Source organism: Tenacibaculum caenipelagi (assembly GCF_004363005.1).
Taxonomy (GTDB): domain Bacteria; phylum Bacteroidota; class Bacteroidia; order Flavobacteriales; family Flavobacteriaceae; genus Polaribacter; species Polaribacter caenipelagi.
Genome location: NZ_SNYH01000004.1, coordinates 148,092 through 166,132, shown reverse-complemented (window position 1 = coordinate 166,132; position 18,041 = coordinate 148,092). Strand labels below are relative to the sequence as shown.

Below are 18,041 nucleotides of genomic sequence, written 5' to 3'. Positions count from 1 at the left end.
AGGTGATGTATTTTTTTATACAAGTAAATTTTAACCCCAATTATTAATAAATAAATTTAAAACAAATGAAAAAAGTAGTTTTAATGATTTTCCTTTTCATAGGAGGAGCTCAATTTGCACAAAGTCAAATCCAAGGAGGTATCAAAGCTGGTATCAACTACAACTCAGATTCTTTTTCTGATGTAAAAAATGATGCTTTAAGTGGAGCTAAGAGTAAAACAGGGTTTCATGCTGGTGCTTGGTTACGTATAAACTTACCTGTTACAGATCTATACTTAAGACCTGAATTGGTATATACTCAATTAAGTAATGAAGTTACCTATGAACCAACAGGATTTCAAGCACAAGCGACCACTTATAAATTTCAAAAAATAGATATTCCTGTTTTAGTAGGAATGAAATTCTTAAAAATAGCACATGCTTTTGCTGGACCTTCTTTTCAATATATTCTAGATTCTGATTTCGATATTGACGAACTAAAACAAGTTGATTCTGATGGATTCTCTGTTGGCTTACAATTAGGTGCTGGTGTTGAATTAGGTAAATTAGGATTTGATGTTCGTTGGGAAAGAGCTTTATCTGATACCGAAGCAAATTTTGTAGACAACAACGCTAGTCAAAACGTAAATTTTGATACTCGTGTAAATCAAATTATTTTAGGACTTTCGTACAGATTCTAAAAATTATTTAAATAAAAAAAAACCGAAGTTTTCACTTCGGTTTTTTTTTATTATTAATATTTAATTCTAATATCTCTATTTAAATAATCAGGTATCGTTGGATTATTTGGATCATTAAAATCATTTGCAGGATTTCCATCTCCATTTTTATCTTCATTCTTAGTTAAAACACCATCACCATCATCATCTGTATCTGCATAATTTGGGATAAAATCTTCATCTGTATCATCATTCCTAGGATCTCCATCTCCATCTGTATCTTCATAAATAGAAGGCACTCCATCTTGGTCATCATCAGTATTTTGTACTAAATCCCATAATTCTATATAAAAAAGTAAATTTTCATTTGGCTTAATAGCTCCATCTCTACTTCCACTATTTCTATAACCTAAACCTGAAGGAATAAATAAAATTCCTTTTCCTCCATTTTCATAGTTAATAGGTCCATTATCAGTAACATTATCTCCTCCTTTAAAATGGATAAAAGCATGAGTCCAACCTCTAACAACCTGATTTAAAGAAAACCAAGTAGTACCTTTATCAAAATCAGAAGTTAAACTATCTTTTCTTTTAATTCTTTGCCCTTTGTATTTAGCATAAACAGAATCCATTACAGTAGGAAAACCTTTATCTACACTTGGGCTTCCTACTCTGTTGACATAATAATATAGTTTATAATTAATATCACTTTCGACAACTTCTTTAGTAATCAACTTATTATCATCAAATAAAGATGTTTGCCCATTATCTATAACTTTAACAGAATCCAACTCTGCATTGTAATAGTTATTCTTTAAAAAGGCCACTAAAGAATCATTATCAATTACAGCCTGAGCCTCATGGTCAAAATTATCAACTGCAGAGTTACTATCACTTCCACAAGAATACAAAAGAGTACCAAGGATAGCGGTATAAAATAGATGTTTAAATTTTATCATTTAATTTTGGAATTTTAACGCGCAATTTACCATTTTTATACCTTTGTAAAAAACGAAACAATAAAAATTAACTTTTTATATGAGAATTGACAAATATTTGTGGTGTATTCGCTTATTTAAAACCAGAAGTATTGCCACAGATGCTTGCAAAAAGGGGCATGTAAAGATAGATGGAACTAACCTCAAACCTTCAAAGGAAGTTTTTGGAAATGAAGAAATTATCATCCGTAAAAACCAAATCAATTATAAAATAAAGGTTCTAGACCTCCCTTCTAACCGTGTGAGTGCTAAACTAGTCGATTTATACAGGAAAGATTTAACTCCAAAAGAGGAATTTGAAAAAACAGAGTTATTAAAATATTCAAAAGATTACTACCGTAAAAAAGGAACTGGGCGACCTACCAAAAAAGATCGACGTGATATTGACGATTATTATGATGACTCTAACAAAAATGATGTTAATTTGTAATTCCTTTATTAAAACTGAAAGAAAAAATGACCAATACTAATAACGTTATCTTAAACAACACACAAGTAGAACAAAAAATCCGCCGAATAGCTTTCCAAATCTACGAGAGTAATAATGATGAAAAAGAAATTATTATTGCAGGTATTGCTGATAACGGTTATTTTCTTGCCGAAAAAATTTCTGCTACTTTAAATAAAATTTCTCCTTTAAAAGTAACGCTTTGTAAAGTTTCTATTGATAAAAAGAATCCCATTAGTCCTATTACTACTTCTATTAGCAACAATGAATATCAAAACAAGGCGCTGGTATTAGTTGACGATGTTTTAAATTCAGGAACTACGTTAATATATGGTGTAAAACATTTCTTAGAAGTTCCTTTAAAACGATTCAAAACAGCGGTACTAGTTAATAGAAATCACAAAAAATACCCTGTTAAAGCAGATTTTAAAGGCATTTCTTTATCTACTTCTATTAAAGAACACGTTGTAGTTGAATTTAAAAGCGATGAAACTATAGCATATTTAAGCTAATAATTCTTGTAACGCTACGGTAGTTTCTTCAACACTTTTATTGTCTACGGTTAGTGTATAGGTAGCTTGGTTATAGTAATAACTTCGTTCAAATAAATGTTTGGCAATAAACTCAGCTAACTCATCTTTACCTAAGCCTGCTATAAGTGGTCGCTGCCCTTTTTCATTTTTTAATCTTTCTAGTACAGTATTAATAGATGTTTTTAAGTACACAGACTTCACATTTGTAAAACTTTGTAACACATTCATATTTCCTGCATAACAAGGTGTACCACCTCCTAAAGACAAAACAAAGTCTCCTTCTTTATTAAGAAGTTCTTTTAAGTATACATGTTCTTGCTTTCGAAAATAAATCTCTCCTTTTTCACTAAACACTTCTGACACTGACATATTCTCTTTTTCTTCAATATAAGCATCTAAATCAATGAACAAAATTTGCATTTTTTCTGCTAAAAATCGTCCAATAGTAGATTTTCCACTGGCCATGTACCCTAGTAATACAATTTTCATAAACTAATAATTAAGCAGTTACAAATATGAGTAAAAAATATTATAAAAAAGCTTTTTAGATTTAAAGAACAGTTGTATATTTGCAACCGCTTTCACAAAGAAGCAATGACCGGGTAGCTCAGTTGGTAGAGCATCTCCCTTTTAAGGAGAGGGTCCTGGGTTCGAGCCCCAGCCCGGTCACAAAAAGTTAAGCATTTGCTTAACTTTTTTAGTTTACGCACGTATGGCGGAATTGGTAGACGCGCAGGCTTGAGGGGCTTGTTTCCAACGGAAGTGCAGGTTCGACTCCTGTTACGTGCACATAATAAAAAGCACAATACATTTTTGTATTGTGCTTTTCTATTTCTATAAAACTCAGATAATATCAATTTCATAAAAAAACAAGGAAGCTTAAGAAGCCTCCTTGCATTAATCTTGTACTGAATTATTTAGTTTATAATGTATGTGTTATAATCTAAATAACAAGTATCTCCTTGAACTATGGTTCTTACACCATTCCATGTTTGATTATGAAAACCATCTCCTACTGTATAATTATCTACATACGGATTATGCTTTGTATAATCTTCCCATTTTTTTGAACTAAGATTATATTCATACTCATTATAAGCCTTTACTCCATCTCTATAAACATAACACCCAGAGTCACACTCTCCTACTACAGAAACTATTCTAAAGCGTTCACCTGCTTTTGCCTTTACCATAAAGTCAATTACTTCTCCATCGGCTACGCTTCTTTTTTGGCTAAACTTATAATAATCTAAACCTACATGCTCTTCAATTCCGAACCCCCAATAAATTTTCTTTCCTGCTAAATACCAAGATCCTAATTCTTGATCATACTTTTCTACATAAAATCTACCAAAAAGCTCAGCTCCACTAGTTCCATGATCGCTTCCATATAGCGCAACATCTGTTGGGTCTACTCTTATTTTATCATAATACACTAAATCACATTCTCTGATAACGTACTCTAGATTTGAACTTACTTTAAAAGGTCTGTTATCATAGGTGTAATTTACTTTATAAGAAATTGGATATCCTGGATTATCAACTGATACCTCCGCTCCTTCTTTCAAAAAGTCAACAACCCTATCTAAATTATTAGCCATGGCAGCTAAAGATGATGCAATACCTGAAGTAGCATTTCCTCCTAATTGTTTTACTTTAACAGTTGACTCACTGAAAATTGATTTATATCGTGCTTTTAATTCTGCATTTACTTGTGTTCCTACTGTTTTATAAGCAAAATTCAATGCTGCTTCAACTTCTTTAGCACTGCTACTTGATTCATAAATTAACGTATACAGCTTTCCATAAGTTACTGATTCTATATACGAAGACGGATTTTGTTGATCTTCACTTACCTCTAAATAATCAGTAACATAAGGTTTTAATCTATCTGGAGAAACATTATCATTAAACCATCCATTTTTACCTATAATTCCTTCTTTAGGAGATACTGAAGCTGTAAAAAAGCGTTGTTTCAAAGTAACTGCATACCTAGTTTTTTGAGAAGAAAAATCTACCCCAAAACTACCAGACACATTTACACTAGGTCCAGAATATCCTGCATTTAAAGAAAGTTGAAACTGTTTTTCATCATGAATTCTTTGAATACTAATATCAAAACTAGCAGGAAAATTAGCCTCACTTTTATAATATGCATTTAAAATAGCGTTTAAATTGTCTTGAACTTTTCCTGGTGTTGGAGCTTCAATAGTTCTTGAAGTAGAAGCAGATGTTCCTGATAACACATTAACTCTTACCTCTACAGGATTCCTGTCTTCTCCATAAATAGGTATAGACACCGGAGCTCCATCTTGTATAGATCTTGCAGCTACCAAGTTACCAGGCCATAACAAAGAACTATTGGCGTCTAGAATAAAAAAATCTGAATCTGTTTGAGTAAATGATATTTCTTTATCAACACAATTCTCTTCCATAGCTACTCCTTTAGCATTAGAAGACATATTATCATGTAGTTCACTAATATTTAAATTATGCATACCATCAGGTGCATCTGGTGTTATAAATTGAGCTATTTGTTCTGTGCTAGAATTTATTTCGGAATTATTTAATAAATCGTCTTTTTGACATGAAATAATTGAAAAAAGGGTTAATCCAAGTATTTTTAGATTTTTCATTTATTTGTTTTTTAATTTAACATTGCTTTAATTAAGACCTCGAGGAGTAATTAAACATCTTTAAATACGTTTTCCCTACTTTTTTATTTACTTTTTTAACTATCTATATTTTTTGTATTATTTTTTTTGTGTTTTCATTAAAAAAACATAGTTTTTTTTAAGAAAAATAATTTCACAAAATATTAACGAGTCCAAAGCCTATTATTCTTATTTTCGCCCTATGCAGAAACAATTATTATTCCTAGCAGCAATAGTATTTAGTATATCTATTCAAGCGCAAGACAAACTAAAAGGGCAAATAATAGACTCAGAGTCTAAAAAACCTTTAAGTGCAGCTCATTTATTAAATCTAAATAGTGTTGTTGGTACAATTACTAACGAAGATGGTTTATTTAATTTGATAGCTAAAACAAATGACACTGTTTTAGTTTCTTATTTAGGATATGCTTCCATAAAATTAAAAGTTACCAACGACCTTTTAAAAGGGAATGAAGTTGTAATCTCTTTAGAAGAAAAACCTGAAGAAGTAAAAGAAATTGTTATTAAATCTACAAAATTAATTGGCGTATTAGAAGTGGATGTAAAACAAGTTCCTAAAGATCGTTTCACAAGAATACATATTAACGGTTTACCACAAACTTACGAAGTTGGAAGACCTCAAAAAATTTCCTCTCCTATTGCTAAGTTGTTAAACCCTGTAGATATGGTCTATAACCTTTTTGGCAGTAAACCTAAGCAACTTAAAAAACTAAAGAAGCTTAAAAAGGAAGATGATTTACGTAAAATGTTAGCAGGTAAGTTTGATCGTGAGGTAATGATGGAATACTTAGAAATGGACAGAGCTGAACTAAATAAGCTACTTTCTGATTGTAATTATTCTGAATACTTTATAAAAAAAGCAAGTGATTTACAGATAATTGAAGCAGTGCTAAACTGTTACGAAAACTACAAAGCTGTAAAAAAGGGGAAAATAGAACGCAATCGAACACCTGAAAGAAATTAGTTAAAAGCAGCAAAATTTTGCTGCTTTTTTTACACCTCTAATTCATTCAAAAGAATTAAATTTACACCTTTCAAAAACACACACAAACACAACTAATAATGATTCATTTCTTTGGAAACGTAAACAGCAAGGTTTTTGCTGTTCAAACAACAGAAGAATTAACATCTGAAACAATTTCGAAATTAACTTGGTTATTTGGCAACCAACCGAAAATAAATGCGGTGTCTCTTGACGCCTTTTTTGTTGGGCCTAGAGCAGCAATGATTACTCCATGGAGTACCAATGCTGTTGAAATAACACAAAACATGGGAATTTCTGGAATTATCCGAATAGAAGAGTTTGAAGCAGTAGCTGATGATTTTTCTGATGTTGATCCGATGATTTCTCAAAAATTTAATGGTTTACATCAAAACACGTTTACCATTGATATTCAACCAGAACCAATTTTAGAAATTGATGATATTGCCGCTTATAATGAGCAAGAAGGTTTGGCTTTAAATGATGAAGAAATTGCTTATTTAGAAGAAGTTGCTACTAAAATTGGGAGAAAACTAACAGATTCTGAAGTATTTGGATTCTCTCAAGTAAATTCAGAACACTGTCGTCATAAAATTTTTAACGGAACTTTTGTTATTGATGGTGAAGAAATGCCTACTTCTTTATTCAAATTAATTAAAGAAACATCTAAACAAAATCCTAACGATATTGTTTCTGCCTATAAAGACAACGTAGCTTTTATTAAGGGACCAACGGTAGAACAGTTTGCTCCGAAAAGTGCTGACAAACCAGATTTTTACGAAACGAAAGAATTTGAATCAGTTATTTCTTTAAAAGCTGAAACACATAACTTCCCTACTACTGTTGAACCGTTTAACGGTGCTGCTACAGGGTCAGGTGGTGAAATTCGTGATAGATTAGCTGGAGGAAAAGGATCGTTACCTTTAGCAGGTACTGCTGTTTACATGACTTCTTATTCTCGTTTAGAAGAGAACCGTCCTTGGGAAAAAGGAATGGATGAGCGTAAGTGGTTATACCAAACTCCAATGGACATCTTAATCAAAGCTTCAAACGGTGCTTCTGATTTTGGTAATAAATTCGGACAGCCATTAATTTGTGGTTCAGTATTAACTTTTGAACATGAAGAAGATGCTCGCAAACTTGGTTTCGATAAAGTTATTATGCAAGCAGGTGGTATTGGATACGGTAAAAAAGAACAAGCTTTAAAAGATACTCCACAAGAAGGAGATAAAATAGTAATCTTAGGTGGTGAAAACTACCGTATTGGTATGGGAGGAGCTGCCGTTTCTTCTGCTGATACAGGAGAATTTTCTTCAGGAATTGAATTAAACGCAATTCAGCGTTCAAACCCTGAAATGCAAAAACGTGCTGCAAATGCGGTTCGTGGTATGGTAGAAAGTGATGAGAACTTTATTGTTTCTATTCACGATCACGGAGCTGGTGGACACCTAAACTGTTTATCAGAATTAGTGGAAGATACTGGTGGAAAAATCGATTTAGATAAATTACCTGTAGGCGACCCTACTCTATCTGATAAAGAGATTATTGGAAATGAGTCGCAAGAGCGTATGGGGTTAGTGATTGCTGAAAAACATATTGATACTCTTAATAAGATTGCTGAACGTGAGCGTTCACCAATGTATACTGTTGGTGAGGTTACTGGTGACCACCGTTTTACTTTTGAATCTAAAACCAATGGTAACAAGCCAATGGATTTAGCTTTAGAAGATATGTTTGGAAGTTCTCCAAAAACGATTATGACTGATAAAGCAGTAAATCGTAATTATGCTAATGTTGAGTATTCTAAAGAAAACTTTACTCAATATTTAGAGCAAGTTTTACAATTAGAAGCTGTTGCCTGTAAAGATTGGTTGACTAATAAGGTTGACCGTTGTGTTGGTGGAAAAGTAGCAAAACAACAATGTGTTGGTTCATTACAAATTCCATTGAATAATGTCGGTGTAATGGCATTAGATTATAAAGGTAAAGAAGGAATTGCTACTACAATTGGACACTCTCCTATTTCTGGATTGATTGATCCTGAAGCTGGAAGTAAAAACTCAATCGCTGAAGCTTTAACGAATATAGTATGGGCTCCTTTAAAAGAAGGTTTACAATCGGTTTCATTATCAGCAAACTGGATGTGGCCTTGTAAAAATGAAGGTGAAGATGCTCGTTTATACAAAGCAGTAAAAGCTATTTCTGATTTTTCTATTGATTTAGGAATTAACGTTCCAACAGGAAAAGATTCTTTATCAATGAAACAGAAATATCCGAATGAAGAAGTAATTTCCCCTGGAACGGTAGTTATTTCTGCTGCTGCTAACTGTAATGATATTACTAAAGTAGTAGAACCTGTTTTACAACCAAACAAAGGAAACATTTATTATATCAACTTATCACAAGATGATTTTAAATTAGGAGGAAGTTCGTTTGCACAGATAGTAAACAAATTAGGTAACTCTGCTCCTACTATTACTAATAATGAGTTCTTTAAATCGGCATTTAATGTTTTACAAAATTTAATTAAGGAAGGAAAAATCGTTGCTGGTCACGATGTTGCATCTGGAGGATTGATTACTACCCTATTAGAATTGTGCTTTGCGGATGTAAATGTAGGTGCCAATTTAGATTTATCTGCTTTAAATGAAGCTGATAGTATTAAATTGTTATTTGCTGAAAACTCAGGAATTGTTTTCCAAGCAGCTGATACTTCTGTAGAACAAACTTTAGCTGATAATAATATTGAATTCTTTAAAATTGGTTCGGTAACTGAGTCTGATCGATTAAATATTAAGAATGGATCTGATATTTTTGCTTTATCAATTGCTGAATTAAGAGATACTTGGTATAAAACTTCATATTTATTAGATCAAAAGCAAACGGCTAATGGTTTAGCTAAAGATCGTTTTGATAATTATAAAAACCAACCATTAAAATATACATTCCCAACTCATTTCACAGGAAAACTTGCAGATACTTTTGGTACTGTAACTAACAGACCAAAAGCTGCTATCATTCGCGAAAAGGGTTCAAACTCAGAACGTGAAATGGCAAATGCTATGTATTTAGCTGGTTTTGATGTGAAGGATGTTCATATGACAGATTTAATTTCTGGTCGTGAAACTTTAGAAGATATTCAATTTATTGGAGCTGTTGGAGGTTTTTCTAATTCAGATGTTTTAGGTTCAGCAAAAGGATGGGCCGGAGCATTTTTATATAATGAAAAAGCTAACACTGCTTTGAAAAACTTCTTCAAAAGAGAAGATACGCTTTCTGTTGGTATTTGTAACGGATGTCAGTTGTTTATGGAATTGGAATTAATCAATCCAGAGCATAACGAACATGGTAAGATGCTTCACAATGAGTCTAAAAAACATGAGAGTTCGTTTACATCTGTAAAAGTTCAAGAAAATAATTCAGTAATGTTATCTAGTTTAGCAGGAACTGAATTAGGAGTTTGGATTTCACATGGAGAAGGAAAATTCAATTTACCAGAAACTGAAGACAATTATAACATTGTTGCTAAGTATGGATATGAAGGATACCCTAACAATCCAAATGGTTCTGATTATAATACTGCAATGATGTGTGATAAAACTGGTCGTCATTTAGTAACAATGCCACATATTGAACGTTCTACTTTCCAATGGAACTGGGCTTATTATCCACAAGACAGAAAAGATGAAGTTTCACCATGGTTAGAAGCTTTTGTTAATGCAAGAAAATGGATAGAGAATAAAAAATAAGTAGAATACTACATTCTCAACTATAAAAAAGCACTCTGTAAACAGGGTGCTTTCTTTTTTTTACAAAAGTAAACTTAAAATTCTATATTTTACACTTGTTAACAATGAATTATCAGTTACAATTGTAATAAACTCCTAGAATTAGAACTATTTCAAGAGTACTTATCTTAATATAACCCAAATCATCGTTTTATAACTATTAGAGTTTATAAGCCGATAAAGTTTAAAGTAATTATATAAACTTCATGGTTTTTACATGCTGATTATCAAAAAATAAAGCTAAATCTAAAAAGAAACTAATCATTCTAGATAAATCTAGCATTATTTGGTTATCTAGGTCCTTAGAACCAGTAATTAATAGGTTTAAAAAGTATTTTAACTATTACTTTGGCAGCTTATTTACATTAGTAAACAGAAGCAGGGCGAATATTTACAATTTACACTTGTGATTACTCTTTTTTACCGATTTAATAGTTTTTCTTTATCAAAACATTATAACTCTTTGTTTTTTAGTTGTTTACATGTATTTATTTGAAGTGTTTTATGGATTGGTTTATGGTTTATATGAAAAAAAATCATTTTTTTCTTGTTTACAATTATAAAACAGCATATATTTACAACTGTAAACAACCCCTAGTGTTTACAGAAGTAAACAAATGATAGAAAGACTAAAACAGATATTAGATTATTACAATTTATCGGCGTCGAATTTTGCAGATAAAATTGATGTACCAAGATCTAGCATTTCTCACCTATTATCAGGAAGAAATAAACCGAGCTTAGATTTTATTATAAAAGTTGAAACGGCTTTTGATGAAGTTGACTTGAATTGGTTAGTATATGGTAAAGGTAGTTTTCCTCCAAATACAAAAAGTCAAGAGAAAGAGATAAATATAGAGAAAAATGAGGCTCCTTCTCTGTTTACTGAAAATCCTGTATTTGACCAAGAACCCGAAAAAAAATCAAATACGCAATTCTCAGAGAGTCATTCAAAACAGAAAGAATCTGTCGCTTTTAGAGAAATAAAAAATATTTTGGTTCTATATGACGATGGTACCTTTGAAGATTATAAAAAAAAATAATGATATAAAGATTCCCCCAAACCCGAGAAATCAAAACCCCTTTATATTTGATTTCGACCATTAGAAATCTCCCCCGAATTATAGATTTCTAAAAATTTCCCCTACGTGTTACCAAGTCCCCTTAAAAACTTGGTTACCAAATTGACCCCTCAAATAAAAAAGTCCTGTATCAATTAAATACAGGACTTTTGGCTTTTATTAAAAATAAATATTTTCTAGGTTAACATTCCTCCGTCAACAGATAATGTTTGTCCAGTAATATAAGAACTCATATCAGATGCTAAGAATACACAAGCATTTGCAATATCTTGAGGAGTACCACCTCTTTTTAAAGGAATTTCGTTTCTCCAACCTTCAACAACTTTTTCATCTAGTTTTGCAGTCATTTCAGTTTCAATAAAACCAGGAGCAACAACATTACTACGAATGTTACGAGATCCTAACTCTAAAGCTACAGATTTTGAGAATCCTAAAATCCCTGCTTTTGAAGCTGCATAATTTGCTTGACCCGCATTTCCTTTTAACCCAACAACTGAACTCATGTTGATAATTGAACCTGCGCGTTGTTTCATCATCGGGCGAATTACTGCTTTTGTTAAATTGAAAACAGATTTTAAATTTACTTCAATTACTTTATCAAAATCATCTTCAGAAATACGCATTAACAAATTGTCTTTTGTAATACCTGCGTTGTTTACTAATACATCAATAGTTCCGAATTCTTCTAAAACATTTTTAGCTAACTCTTGTGCAGCATCAAACTCAGCTGCATTTGATTGGTATCCTTTTGCTTTTACTCCTAATGCTTTTAACTCATTTTCTAAAGCTGTTGCTGCTTCAACAGAAGAGCTATAAGTAAATGCAACGTTACATCCTTGATTTGCAAACTCTAAGGCAATTCCTCTACCAATTCCTCTGGTAGCACCTGTAACAATTGCAGTTTTATTTTCTAAAAGTTTCATTTATTAGTTGTTTTATCAGGTCAAATATATAAATAAAATCCTGCTAAAAAATAATCTTTAACAGGATTTTATATCGATTAAACTTTAATTCTTTTTATGATTTGATTTTCTTCTCATTAACGTAATTAAATAAATAGTCTACATCTAACTCTTTTATTTTTCCTAGTTTTTGTAATGATTTTACATTCAAATCTTTTTTATTTCCAATAACCATAACATTATATGATTCTCCTTTTACATTTTTATCAAAAAATGCTTTCAAATCTTCTATGGTCATATCTTTAATGGTATTGTACATTTCCTCTCTATTATCATTATCAATACCTAGTTTTTTTAACCTTTCATACGACCAAAAGATATTAGACTTTGTAATTCTTTGAGCGGCTATTTTCTTTAAGGTAGCTTCTTTAGCTGCATTAAATTGTTCTTCAGCCTCTGGCATATTATTCATTAAATCCATCATAGCATCAACAGCTTGCTCTAACTTATTTGCCTGAGTACCAATATAAGCCATTACATAATTAGGGTCATCTTTTTCTTTTGCATTGCTATAAGCTGCGAAAGCTGAATAAGCTAACGATTTAGATTCACGAATTTCTTGAAAAACTATTGATGATAATCCACTACCAAAATATGTATTAAATAATGTTGAAGCTGCTAAATTTTCTGGTTTAAAAGGCTCTCCTTTTGCTAAAAATAACATTTCAGTTTGCACCATATCATAATCAGTATAAAAAACATTTCCACCAGTATTAGTTTCTACATACTCTTTTGCTTCTGGATAGTCTTTTAATTCTCCATAAATTTTATGATGACTGTTTAGTGCTGTAACCGCTTCTTCCACATCTTTACCATAATAGAAAATGCGTTGCTTATAATTTTTCATTTCTTTAATGATATTTATAAGCTCTTCTGGATTGATTGCTTTTAACTCGTCAACCTGCATAATATCTCTTAAGCGAGAATTTTCTCCATACTTTCCAAAACTATATAATCCATTCCAAAGAATATTTCCTTTTTGAGTTTTTCCATCCTGACGACCTTTGTAAATTTTTTCAACATACTTGTCATATGCTTCTTGGTCAGCTTTTGCATTATCCCATAAATGTTCTAACAATTCTAATCCTTTAGGTAAATTCTCTTTTAAACCTCGTAAACCTACATAAGTTTTATCATCTTGAGCACTTACATAGTAGTCTACACCTAACTTGTAAAACTCTTTTTTGATTTCTTCGGCAGAATATTTATCAGTTCCTATATATTCTAAATAACCAGCAGCAAGACTTAACTTTTTGTCGTTGTCTTTCCCCATGTCAAAAATGATATTCAAATCAAATAAATCATTATTCTCATTTAAAACATAAGAAACTGTAATATTATTAGCCGTTTTAGTTTCTTTTATAGCAGTTTTATAATCAATAAATTTTGGTTGTAAAGGTGCTGACTTTACCTCATTAAAAGCTTTTACATATTCTGAGCTGTTGCCTCTATTTAAATTTACAGGAGTTATCCCTGGATTTTGGACTTTTACTATATTTTTATCTTCACCTTTTCGTTTGTAAACAACAACATAATTATTTTGATAAAACTTATTCGCAAAATCAACTAACTCTTGTTTAGATATTTTCTTCAAATCATCTAAAAACTTCACCTTATCTTCCCAATTTTCATGGTGGATAAATGCATTAAAATATGCACTAGCTAAAGCTGTATTATTCTCGTACTGACGTGTTTGGCTTAATTTTAAATCATTAACAACTGCTTCTATCATCCATTCATCAAACTCTCCTTTCTTTAATTTTTCTACTTGTTCTAACAACAAATCTTTAACTTCATCTAAAGTTTGACCTGATTTTGGTCTCCCTGTAAAGGTATGATACCCATAATCATTATTAAAAGTAGGATAACAACTAGCTCTTTGTACTGCTTGCTTTTGATTTAAATTTAAGTCTATTAAACCTGCATTACCATTAGCCATAATCATATCACAAAGTGTTACAAATTTTTCTTCTTCAGTGTTAACACCTTGAGATCTATATGCTATGGAAATCGATTCAGAAGTTGGTCCAAAAACCTCTTTAACAACTGGTTCTGTAATTGGTTCTTCTTTTGGCAATGTTGGGTGAACTAATTCTTTCTTTTCAAACTTTCCAAAAGTTTCATTAACTTTTTTAATTGTCGCATCAAAATCTAAATCTCCTACTAATACTATCGCCATATTATTTGGCACATAGTATTTATCAAAATAGTTGTGTATATCCACCATCGAAGGATTCTTTAGGTGTTTAGCAGTACCAATCGTAGTTTGTTGACCGTAAGGATGTTTTGGAAATAAGCCATCTAACGATGCAAAGTAAGTTTTCCAACCATCATTATCTTGCCCTCTATTAAACTCTTCAAAAACAGCTTCTAATTCTGTATGAAATAAACGTAATACTAACGTGCTAAAACGTTCATTCTCTAAATCTAACCACTTATTCAATTCATTTGCTGGTATTTTATTATGATACACCGTTTCTTCAAATGAAGTATGAGCATTAGTTCTTTCTGCTCCTAAAGAAGCAGTCATTTTATCATACTCATTTGCTACAGAATAGTTAGAAGCTTCTAAAGATACTTTGTCTACTTCTTTATAGATTGCTAACTTCTTATCTGGATCTTCCTCTGCTCTATGTTGTTCGTATAAATCGGAAATTTTAGTTAAGTATTCTTTCTCTTTCTCCCAATCTAAAGTTCCAATTTTATGGGTTCCTTTAAACACCATATGCTCTAAATAATGAGCTAAACCTGTAGATTCTTTAGGATCGTAATTTGAACCTGCTCTAACAGCTATGTACGTTTGAATTTTAGGCTCATCCGTATTTTTACTTAAATACACTTTAAGCCCATTTTCTAATGTGTATAAACGTAAACCTGTTGGGTCATTTGTTACGGTTTCATAACTGAAACCATTCACATCTTTGTGTTGTTCTGTCTTTACTTCTTTTTCTGAAATTGTTGTTTGCTTACAACTTATACTAGTTATAAACAACACGCTAATACATAGCAATTTAATCGTTTTCATTAATAATTTTTTGATTAAAATAAAAACCGTTGAATTTGAAAATTCAGCGGTTTTTTAAATAATATTTTTTTATAAAACTATGCTAAATACATAATTGGTAATTAACGAATAGTAGTTTTTAATTAATAATTCCTCCATGTCCTTTACAAGGGTTAGCGACTACATCTCCATCTTCAATATTTCTAATGGATCCAGTCATACCATCAGCGCATTGATAATAATATGTTCCTTTTCCATTTAATGATTTTAATTCTTTTTTTGATAATTCTTTTCCTAAATTTTTAACTTTACTTAATTTCATTTATTCAATTTTTAAATTAATATTAGTAACAATACTATTAAAAAAAATCATTAGTTCAAAATGAACTAATGATTTTTAACATTTTTTCTAAAAAGAAGAAAATTAAGCTAAAACCTTAGCTACCATTTCTCCAATTTTAGCAGGAGACTCAACAACGTGTACTCCATTTTCTGCTAAAATTTTCATTTTTGCTTGTGCTGTATCATCAGCACCACCAACGATAGCACCTGCATGTCCCATTGTTCTACCAGCTGGAGCAGTCTGACCTGCAATAAAACCAACAACTGGTTTCCTATTTCCATCAGCTTTAATCCAACGAGCAGCTTCAGCTTCTAAATTCCCTCCAATTTCACCAATCATAACGATCGCTTCAGTTTCATCATCATTCATTAATAACTCTACTGCTTCTTTAGTAGTAGTTCCAATAATTGGATCTCCTCCAATACCAATAGCTGTAGTAATTCCGAATCCTTGTTTTACAACTTGATCTGCAGCTTCATACGTTAAAGTTCCAGATTTAGAAACAATACCTACTTTACCTTTCTTGAAAATAAATCCTGGCATAATACCAACTTTAGCTTCTTCAGGAGTAATTACACCTGGACAGTTAGGTCCAACTAAAGTACAATCTAATTGATCAATATAAGCTTTAACTTTTACCATATCAGCAGTAGGAATTCCTTCAGTAATACAAATGATTACTTTGATTCCTGCTTCTGCAGCTTCCATTATAGCATCAGCAGCAAATGCTGGTGGTACAAAAATAATAGAAGTGTCAGCTCCAGCTTTTTCAACGGCATCAGCTACTGTATTGAATACTGGCTTTCCTAAGTGCTCTTGACCTCCTTTACCTGGAGTTACTCCTCCAACAACATTGGTACCGTAGTCAATCATTTGACCAGCATGGAAAGTTCCTTCACTTCCTGTAAAACCTTGAACTATAATTTTTGAATCTTTATTTACTAAAACACTCATTGGTTTGCTTTTTATTTATTTTTTAAGACAGACAAAAATAATCTTTTAATTGAGTTTTCACAATTTATTTAAGGTTACTTTTTGTCTTGATTTGTTACATTTTTTAAATAGATAACTTCTCTTAGTGTTTGACGGTATTCTCGTTGTGGAGTTCCATAATATATACCTTTTTTAAGAGATTTAGACACTCCAGTTTGAGCCATTAAAACCGTTCCTTTTTCAATAGTTAATCCGCTGGTAATACCTACTTGCCCCCAAATTGTCACTTCATCTTCTATCACTGTACAACCTGCAATACCAGTTTGGGCTGCTATTAAACATTTTTTACCAATAACCGTATCGTGACCTATATGAACTTGATTATCAATTTTTGTTCCTTCTCCAATTAATGTATCTCCTGTAACACCTCTATCAATAGTACAAGAAGCTCCTAAATCTACATTATCTTCAAGTACTACTCTACCTCCAGAAATTAGTTTATCAAAACCTTCTGGTCTGTTTTTATAATAGAAAGCATCTGCTCCTAAAACTGTATTGGCGTGGATTGTTACATTATCTCCAAGTACACAGTTATTATTGATTGATACATTCGCATGAATTAAACAATTCTTACCTATTACTACATTTTCTCCTATAAATACATTAGGCTGTACTATGGTTCCTTCTCCAATAATAGCAGAATCTGCTATACTGCTTTTGGAAGCTATAAATGGATTAAAATATTTAGTTATCTTATTAAAATCTCTAAATGGATCATCTGAAATTAATAAAGATTTCCCTTTTGGGCATTCTACTTTTTTATTTATTAAAATCGTAGTTGCTGCAGAGTTTAATGCTTTATTATAATATTTAGGATGATCTACAAAAACAATATCTCCTTCTTCTACCACATGAATTTCATTAATTCCTGTGATAGGGAAATCGTTAGCTCCAACAAATTCTACTTCTAATAAAGCTGCAATTTGCTCTAATGTTTGAGGTTGTTTGAATTTCATCTTTAAAAAGAAATTCCCGCTAAAGCGGGAATATTAAATTTATTCTTTGATACGCTCTGTATATGCGCTTTTTTCTGTATCTATCTTTATCTTATCTCCTTCATTAATAAATAAAGGTACATTAATTCTTGCTCCTGTTTCTACAGTGGCTGGTTTAGTAGCATTTGTAGCTGTATTACCTTTAACTCCTGGCTCAGTATGAGTTACTTCTAAAATAACATGTGATGGCATCTCTACAGATAATGGCATATTATCTTCAGTATTAATTAAAACAGTTACAACTTCTCCTTCTTTCATTAAATCTGGAGCGTCCAATACTGATTTTTGAAGTGTAATTTGATTATAATCTTCAGTATTCATAAAGTGATACACATCTCCTTCTGGATATAAATATTGAAATTTATGTGTTTCAACACGAACGTCTTCTATTTTATGTCCTGCAGAAAACGTATTATCTAAAATTTTTCCTGTGGTAACACTTTTTAATTTTGTACGCACAAAAGCTGGACCTTTACCAGGTTTTACATGTAAAAACTCAATAACTTTATAGATATCGTGATTAAATTTTATACACAATCCTTTTTTAATATCTGATGTTGTTGCCATTTATTTGATCTT

Annotated in this window: 15 protein-coding genes and 2 tRNA genes; 8 read left to right on the top strand and 9 right to left on the bottom strand. The window is 31.4% G+C overall.

Going from position 1 to position 18,041, the window contains the following annotated elements:
* The first annotated feature begins 65 nt into the window (after positions 1-65).
* Entirely contained in the window at positions 66-680 is a 615-nt protein-coding gene (locus tag DFQ07_RS09560; RefSeq protein ID WP_133536226.1) for a porin family protein, read from the top strand.
* Positions 681-733: 53 nt separating this feature from the next.
* On the opposite strand, the gene DFQ07_RS09555 is transcribed toward DFQ07_RS09560, so the two are convergent.
* Positions 734-1,618, bottom strand: coding sequence for an FKBP-type peptidyl-prolyl cis-trans isomerase (locus DFQ07_RS09555; RefSeq protein ID WP_133536224.1), 885 nt, complete (start codon positions 1,616-1,618; stop codon positions 734-736).
* A gap of 79 nt (positions 1,619-1,697) precedes the next feature.
* Here DFQ07_RS09555 and DFQ07_RS09550 point away from each other — a divergent pair, with 79 nt between their 5' ends.
* Positions 1,698-2,087, top strand: a complete 390-nt coding sequence (locus tag DFQ07_RS09550; RefSeq protein WP_133536222.1) for an RNA-binding S4 domain-containing protein — start codon at positions 1,698-1,700, stop codon at positions 2,085-2,087.
* 26 nt (positions 2,088-2,113) lie between these two features.
* Positions 2,114-2,617: a phosphoribosyltransferase domain-containing protein gene (locus DFQ07_RS09545; RefSeq protein ID WP_133536220.1), complete on the top strand. Its 504-nt coding sequence runs from the start codon at positions 2,114-2,116 to the stop codon at positions 2,615-2,617.
* On the opposite strand, the gene DFQ07_RS09540 is transcribed toward DFQ07_RS09545, so the two are convergent.
* Positions 2,609-3,127 (bottom strand): shikimate kinase, encoded by a 519-nt coding sequence (locus DFQ07_RS09540; RefSeq protein ID WP_133536218.1) that lies wholly within the window; start codon positions 3,125-3,127, stop codon positions 2,609-2,611. The two genes, DFQ07_RS09545 and DFQ07_RS09540, sit on opposite strands and share 9 nt — an antisense overlap.
* A gap of 107 nt (positions 3,128-3,234) precedes the next feature.
* Between DFQ07_RS09540 and DFQ07_RS09535 the strand changes: the two genes are divergently transcribed.
* A tRNA-Lys gene (locus DFQ07_RS09535) sits at positions 3,235-3,307 on the top strand.
* Between the two features lie 37 nt (positions 3,308-3,344).
* Positions 3,345-3,427 (top strand) — tRNA-Leu (locus DFQ07_RS09530).
* A 128-nt stretch (positions 3,428-3,555) separates the two neighbouring features.
* Here the strand turns inward: DFQ07_RS09530 and DFQ07_RS09525 are convergent.
* Complete coding sequence (locus DFQ07_RS09525) at positions 3,556-5,274, bottom strand: thiol-activated cytolysin family protein (RefSeq protein WP_133536216.1); 1,719 nt, start codon at positions 5,272-5,274, stop codon at positions 3,556-3,558.
* A 220-nt stretch (positions 5,275-5,494) separates the two neighbouring features.
* Here DFQ07_RS09525 and DFQ07_RS09520 point away from each other — a divergent pair, with 220 nt between their 5' ends.
* From DFQ07_RS09520 to DFQ07_RS09510, 3 genes are all read left to right on the top strand, one after another.
* Positions 5,495-6,277, top strand: coding sequence for a carboxypeptidase-like regulatory domain-containing protein (locus DFQ07_RS09520; RefSeq protein WP_133536214.1), 783 nt, complete (start codon positions 5,495-5,497; stop codon positions 6,275-6,277).
* Positions 6,278-6,375: 98 nt separating this feature from the next.
* Positions 6,376-10,044 (top strand): phosphoribosylformylglycinamidine synthase, encoded by a 3,669-nt coding sequence (purL, locus tag DFQ07_RS09515; protein WP_133536212.1) that lies wholly within the window; start codon positions 6,376-6,378, stop codon positions 10,042-10,044.
* 656 nt (positions 10,045-10,700) lie between these two features.
* The gene (locus tag DFQ07_RS09510) at positions 10,701-11,126 is read left to right on the top strand and encodes a helix-turn-helix domain-containing protein (RefSeq protein ID WP_133536210.1); all 426 of its coding nucleotides are present in this window, start codon (positions 10,701-10,703) and stop codon (positions 11,124-11,126) included.
* A gap of 215 nt (positions 11,127-11,341) precedes the next feature.
* Here DFQ07_RS09510 and fabG read toward each other — a convergent pair whose 3' ends face one another.
* From fabG to efp, 6 genes are all read right to left on the bottom strand, one after another.
* Positions 11,342-12,088, bottom strand: coding sequence for a 3-oxoacyl-[acyl-carrier-protein] reductase (gene fabG / locus DFQ07_RS09505; protein ID WP_099214341.1), 747 nt, complete (start codon positions 12,086-12,088; stop codon positions 11,342-11,344).
* Positions 12,089-12,182: 94 nt separating this feature from the next.
* Positions 12,183-15,152, bottom strand: a complete 2,970-nt coding sequence (locus tag DFQ07_RS09500; RefSeq protein WP_133536208.1) for a M16 family metallopeptidase — start codon at positions 15,150-15,152, stop codon at positions 12,183-12,185.
* Positions 15,153-15,270: 118 nt separating this feature from the next.
* Positions 15,271-15,453: a hypothetical protein gene (locus DFQ07_RS09495; protein ID WP_133536206.1), complete on the bottom strand. Its 183-nt coding sequence runs from the start codon at positions 15,451-15,453 to the stop codon at positions 15,271-15,273.
* A gap of 102 nt (positions 15,454-15,555) precedes the next feature.
* Positions 15,556-16,428, bottom strand: a complete 873-nt coding sequence (gene sucD / locus DFQ07_RS09490; protein ID WP_133536204.1) for a succinate--CoA ligase subunit alpha — start codon at positions 16,426-16,428, stop codon at positions 15,556-15,558.
* Positions 16,429-16,502: 74 nt separating this feature from the next.
* Positions 16,503-17,423 carry a UDP-3-O-(3-hydroxymyristoyl)glucosamine N-acyltransferase gene (locus DFQ07_RS09485; protein ID WP_133536202.1) on the bottom strand — a complete coding sequence of 307 codons (921 nt, stop codon included), beginning with the start codon at positions 17,421-17,423 and terminating at the stop codon, positions 16,503-16,505.
* 39 nt (positions 17,424-17,462) lie between these two features.
* Positions 17,463-18,029, bottom strand: a complete 567-nt coding sequence (efp, locus tag DFQ07_RS09480; protein ID WP_133536200.1) for an elongation factor P — start codon at positions 18,027-18,029, stop codon at positions 17,463-17,465.
* Positions 18,030-18,041 lie beyond the last annotated feature (12 nt).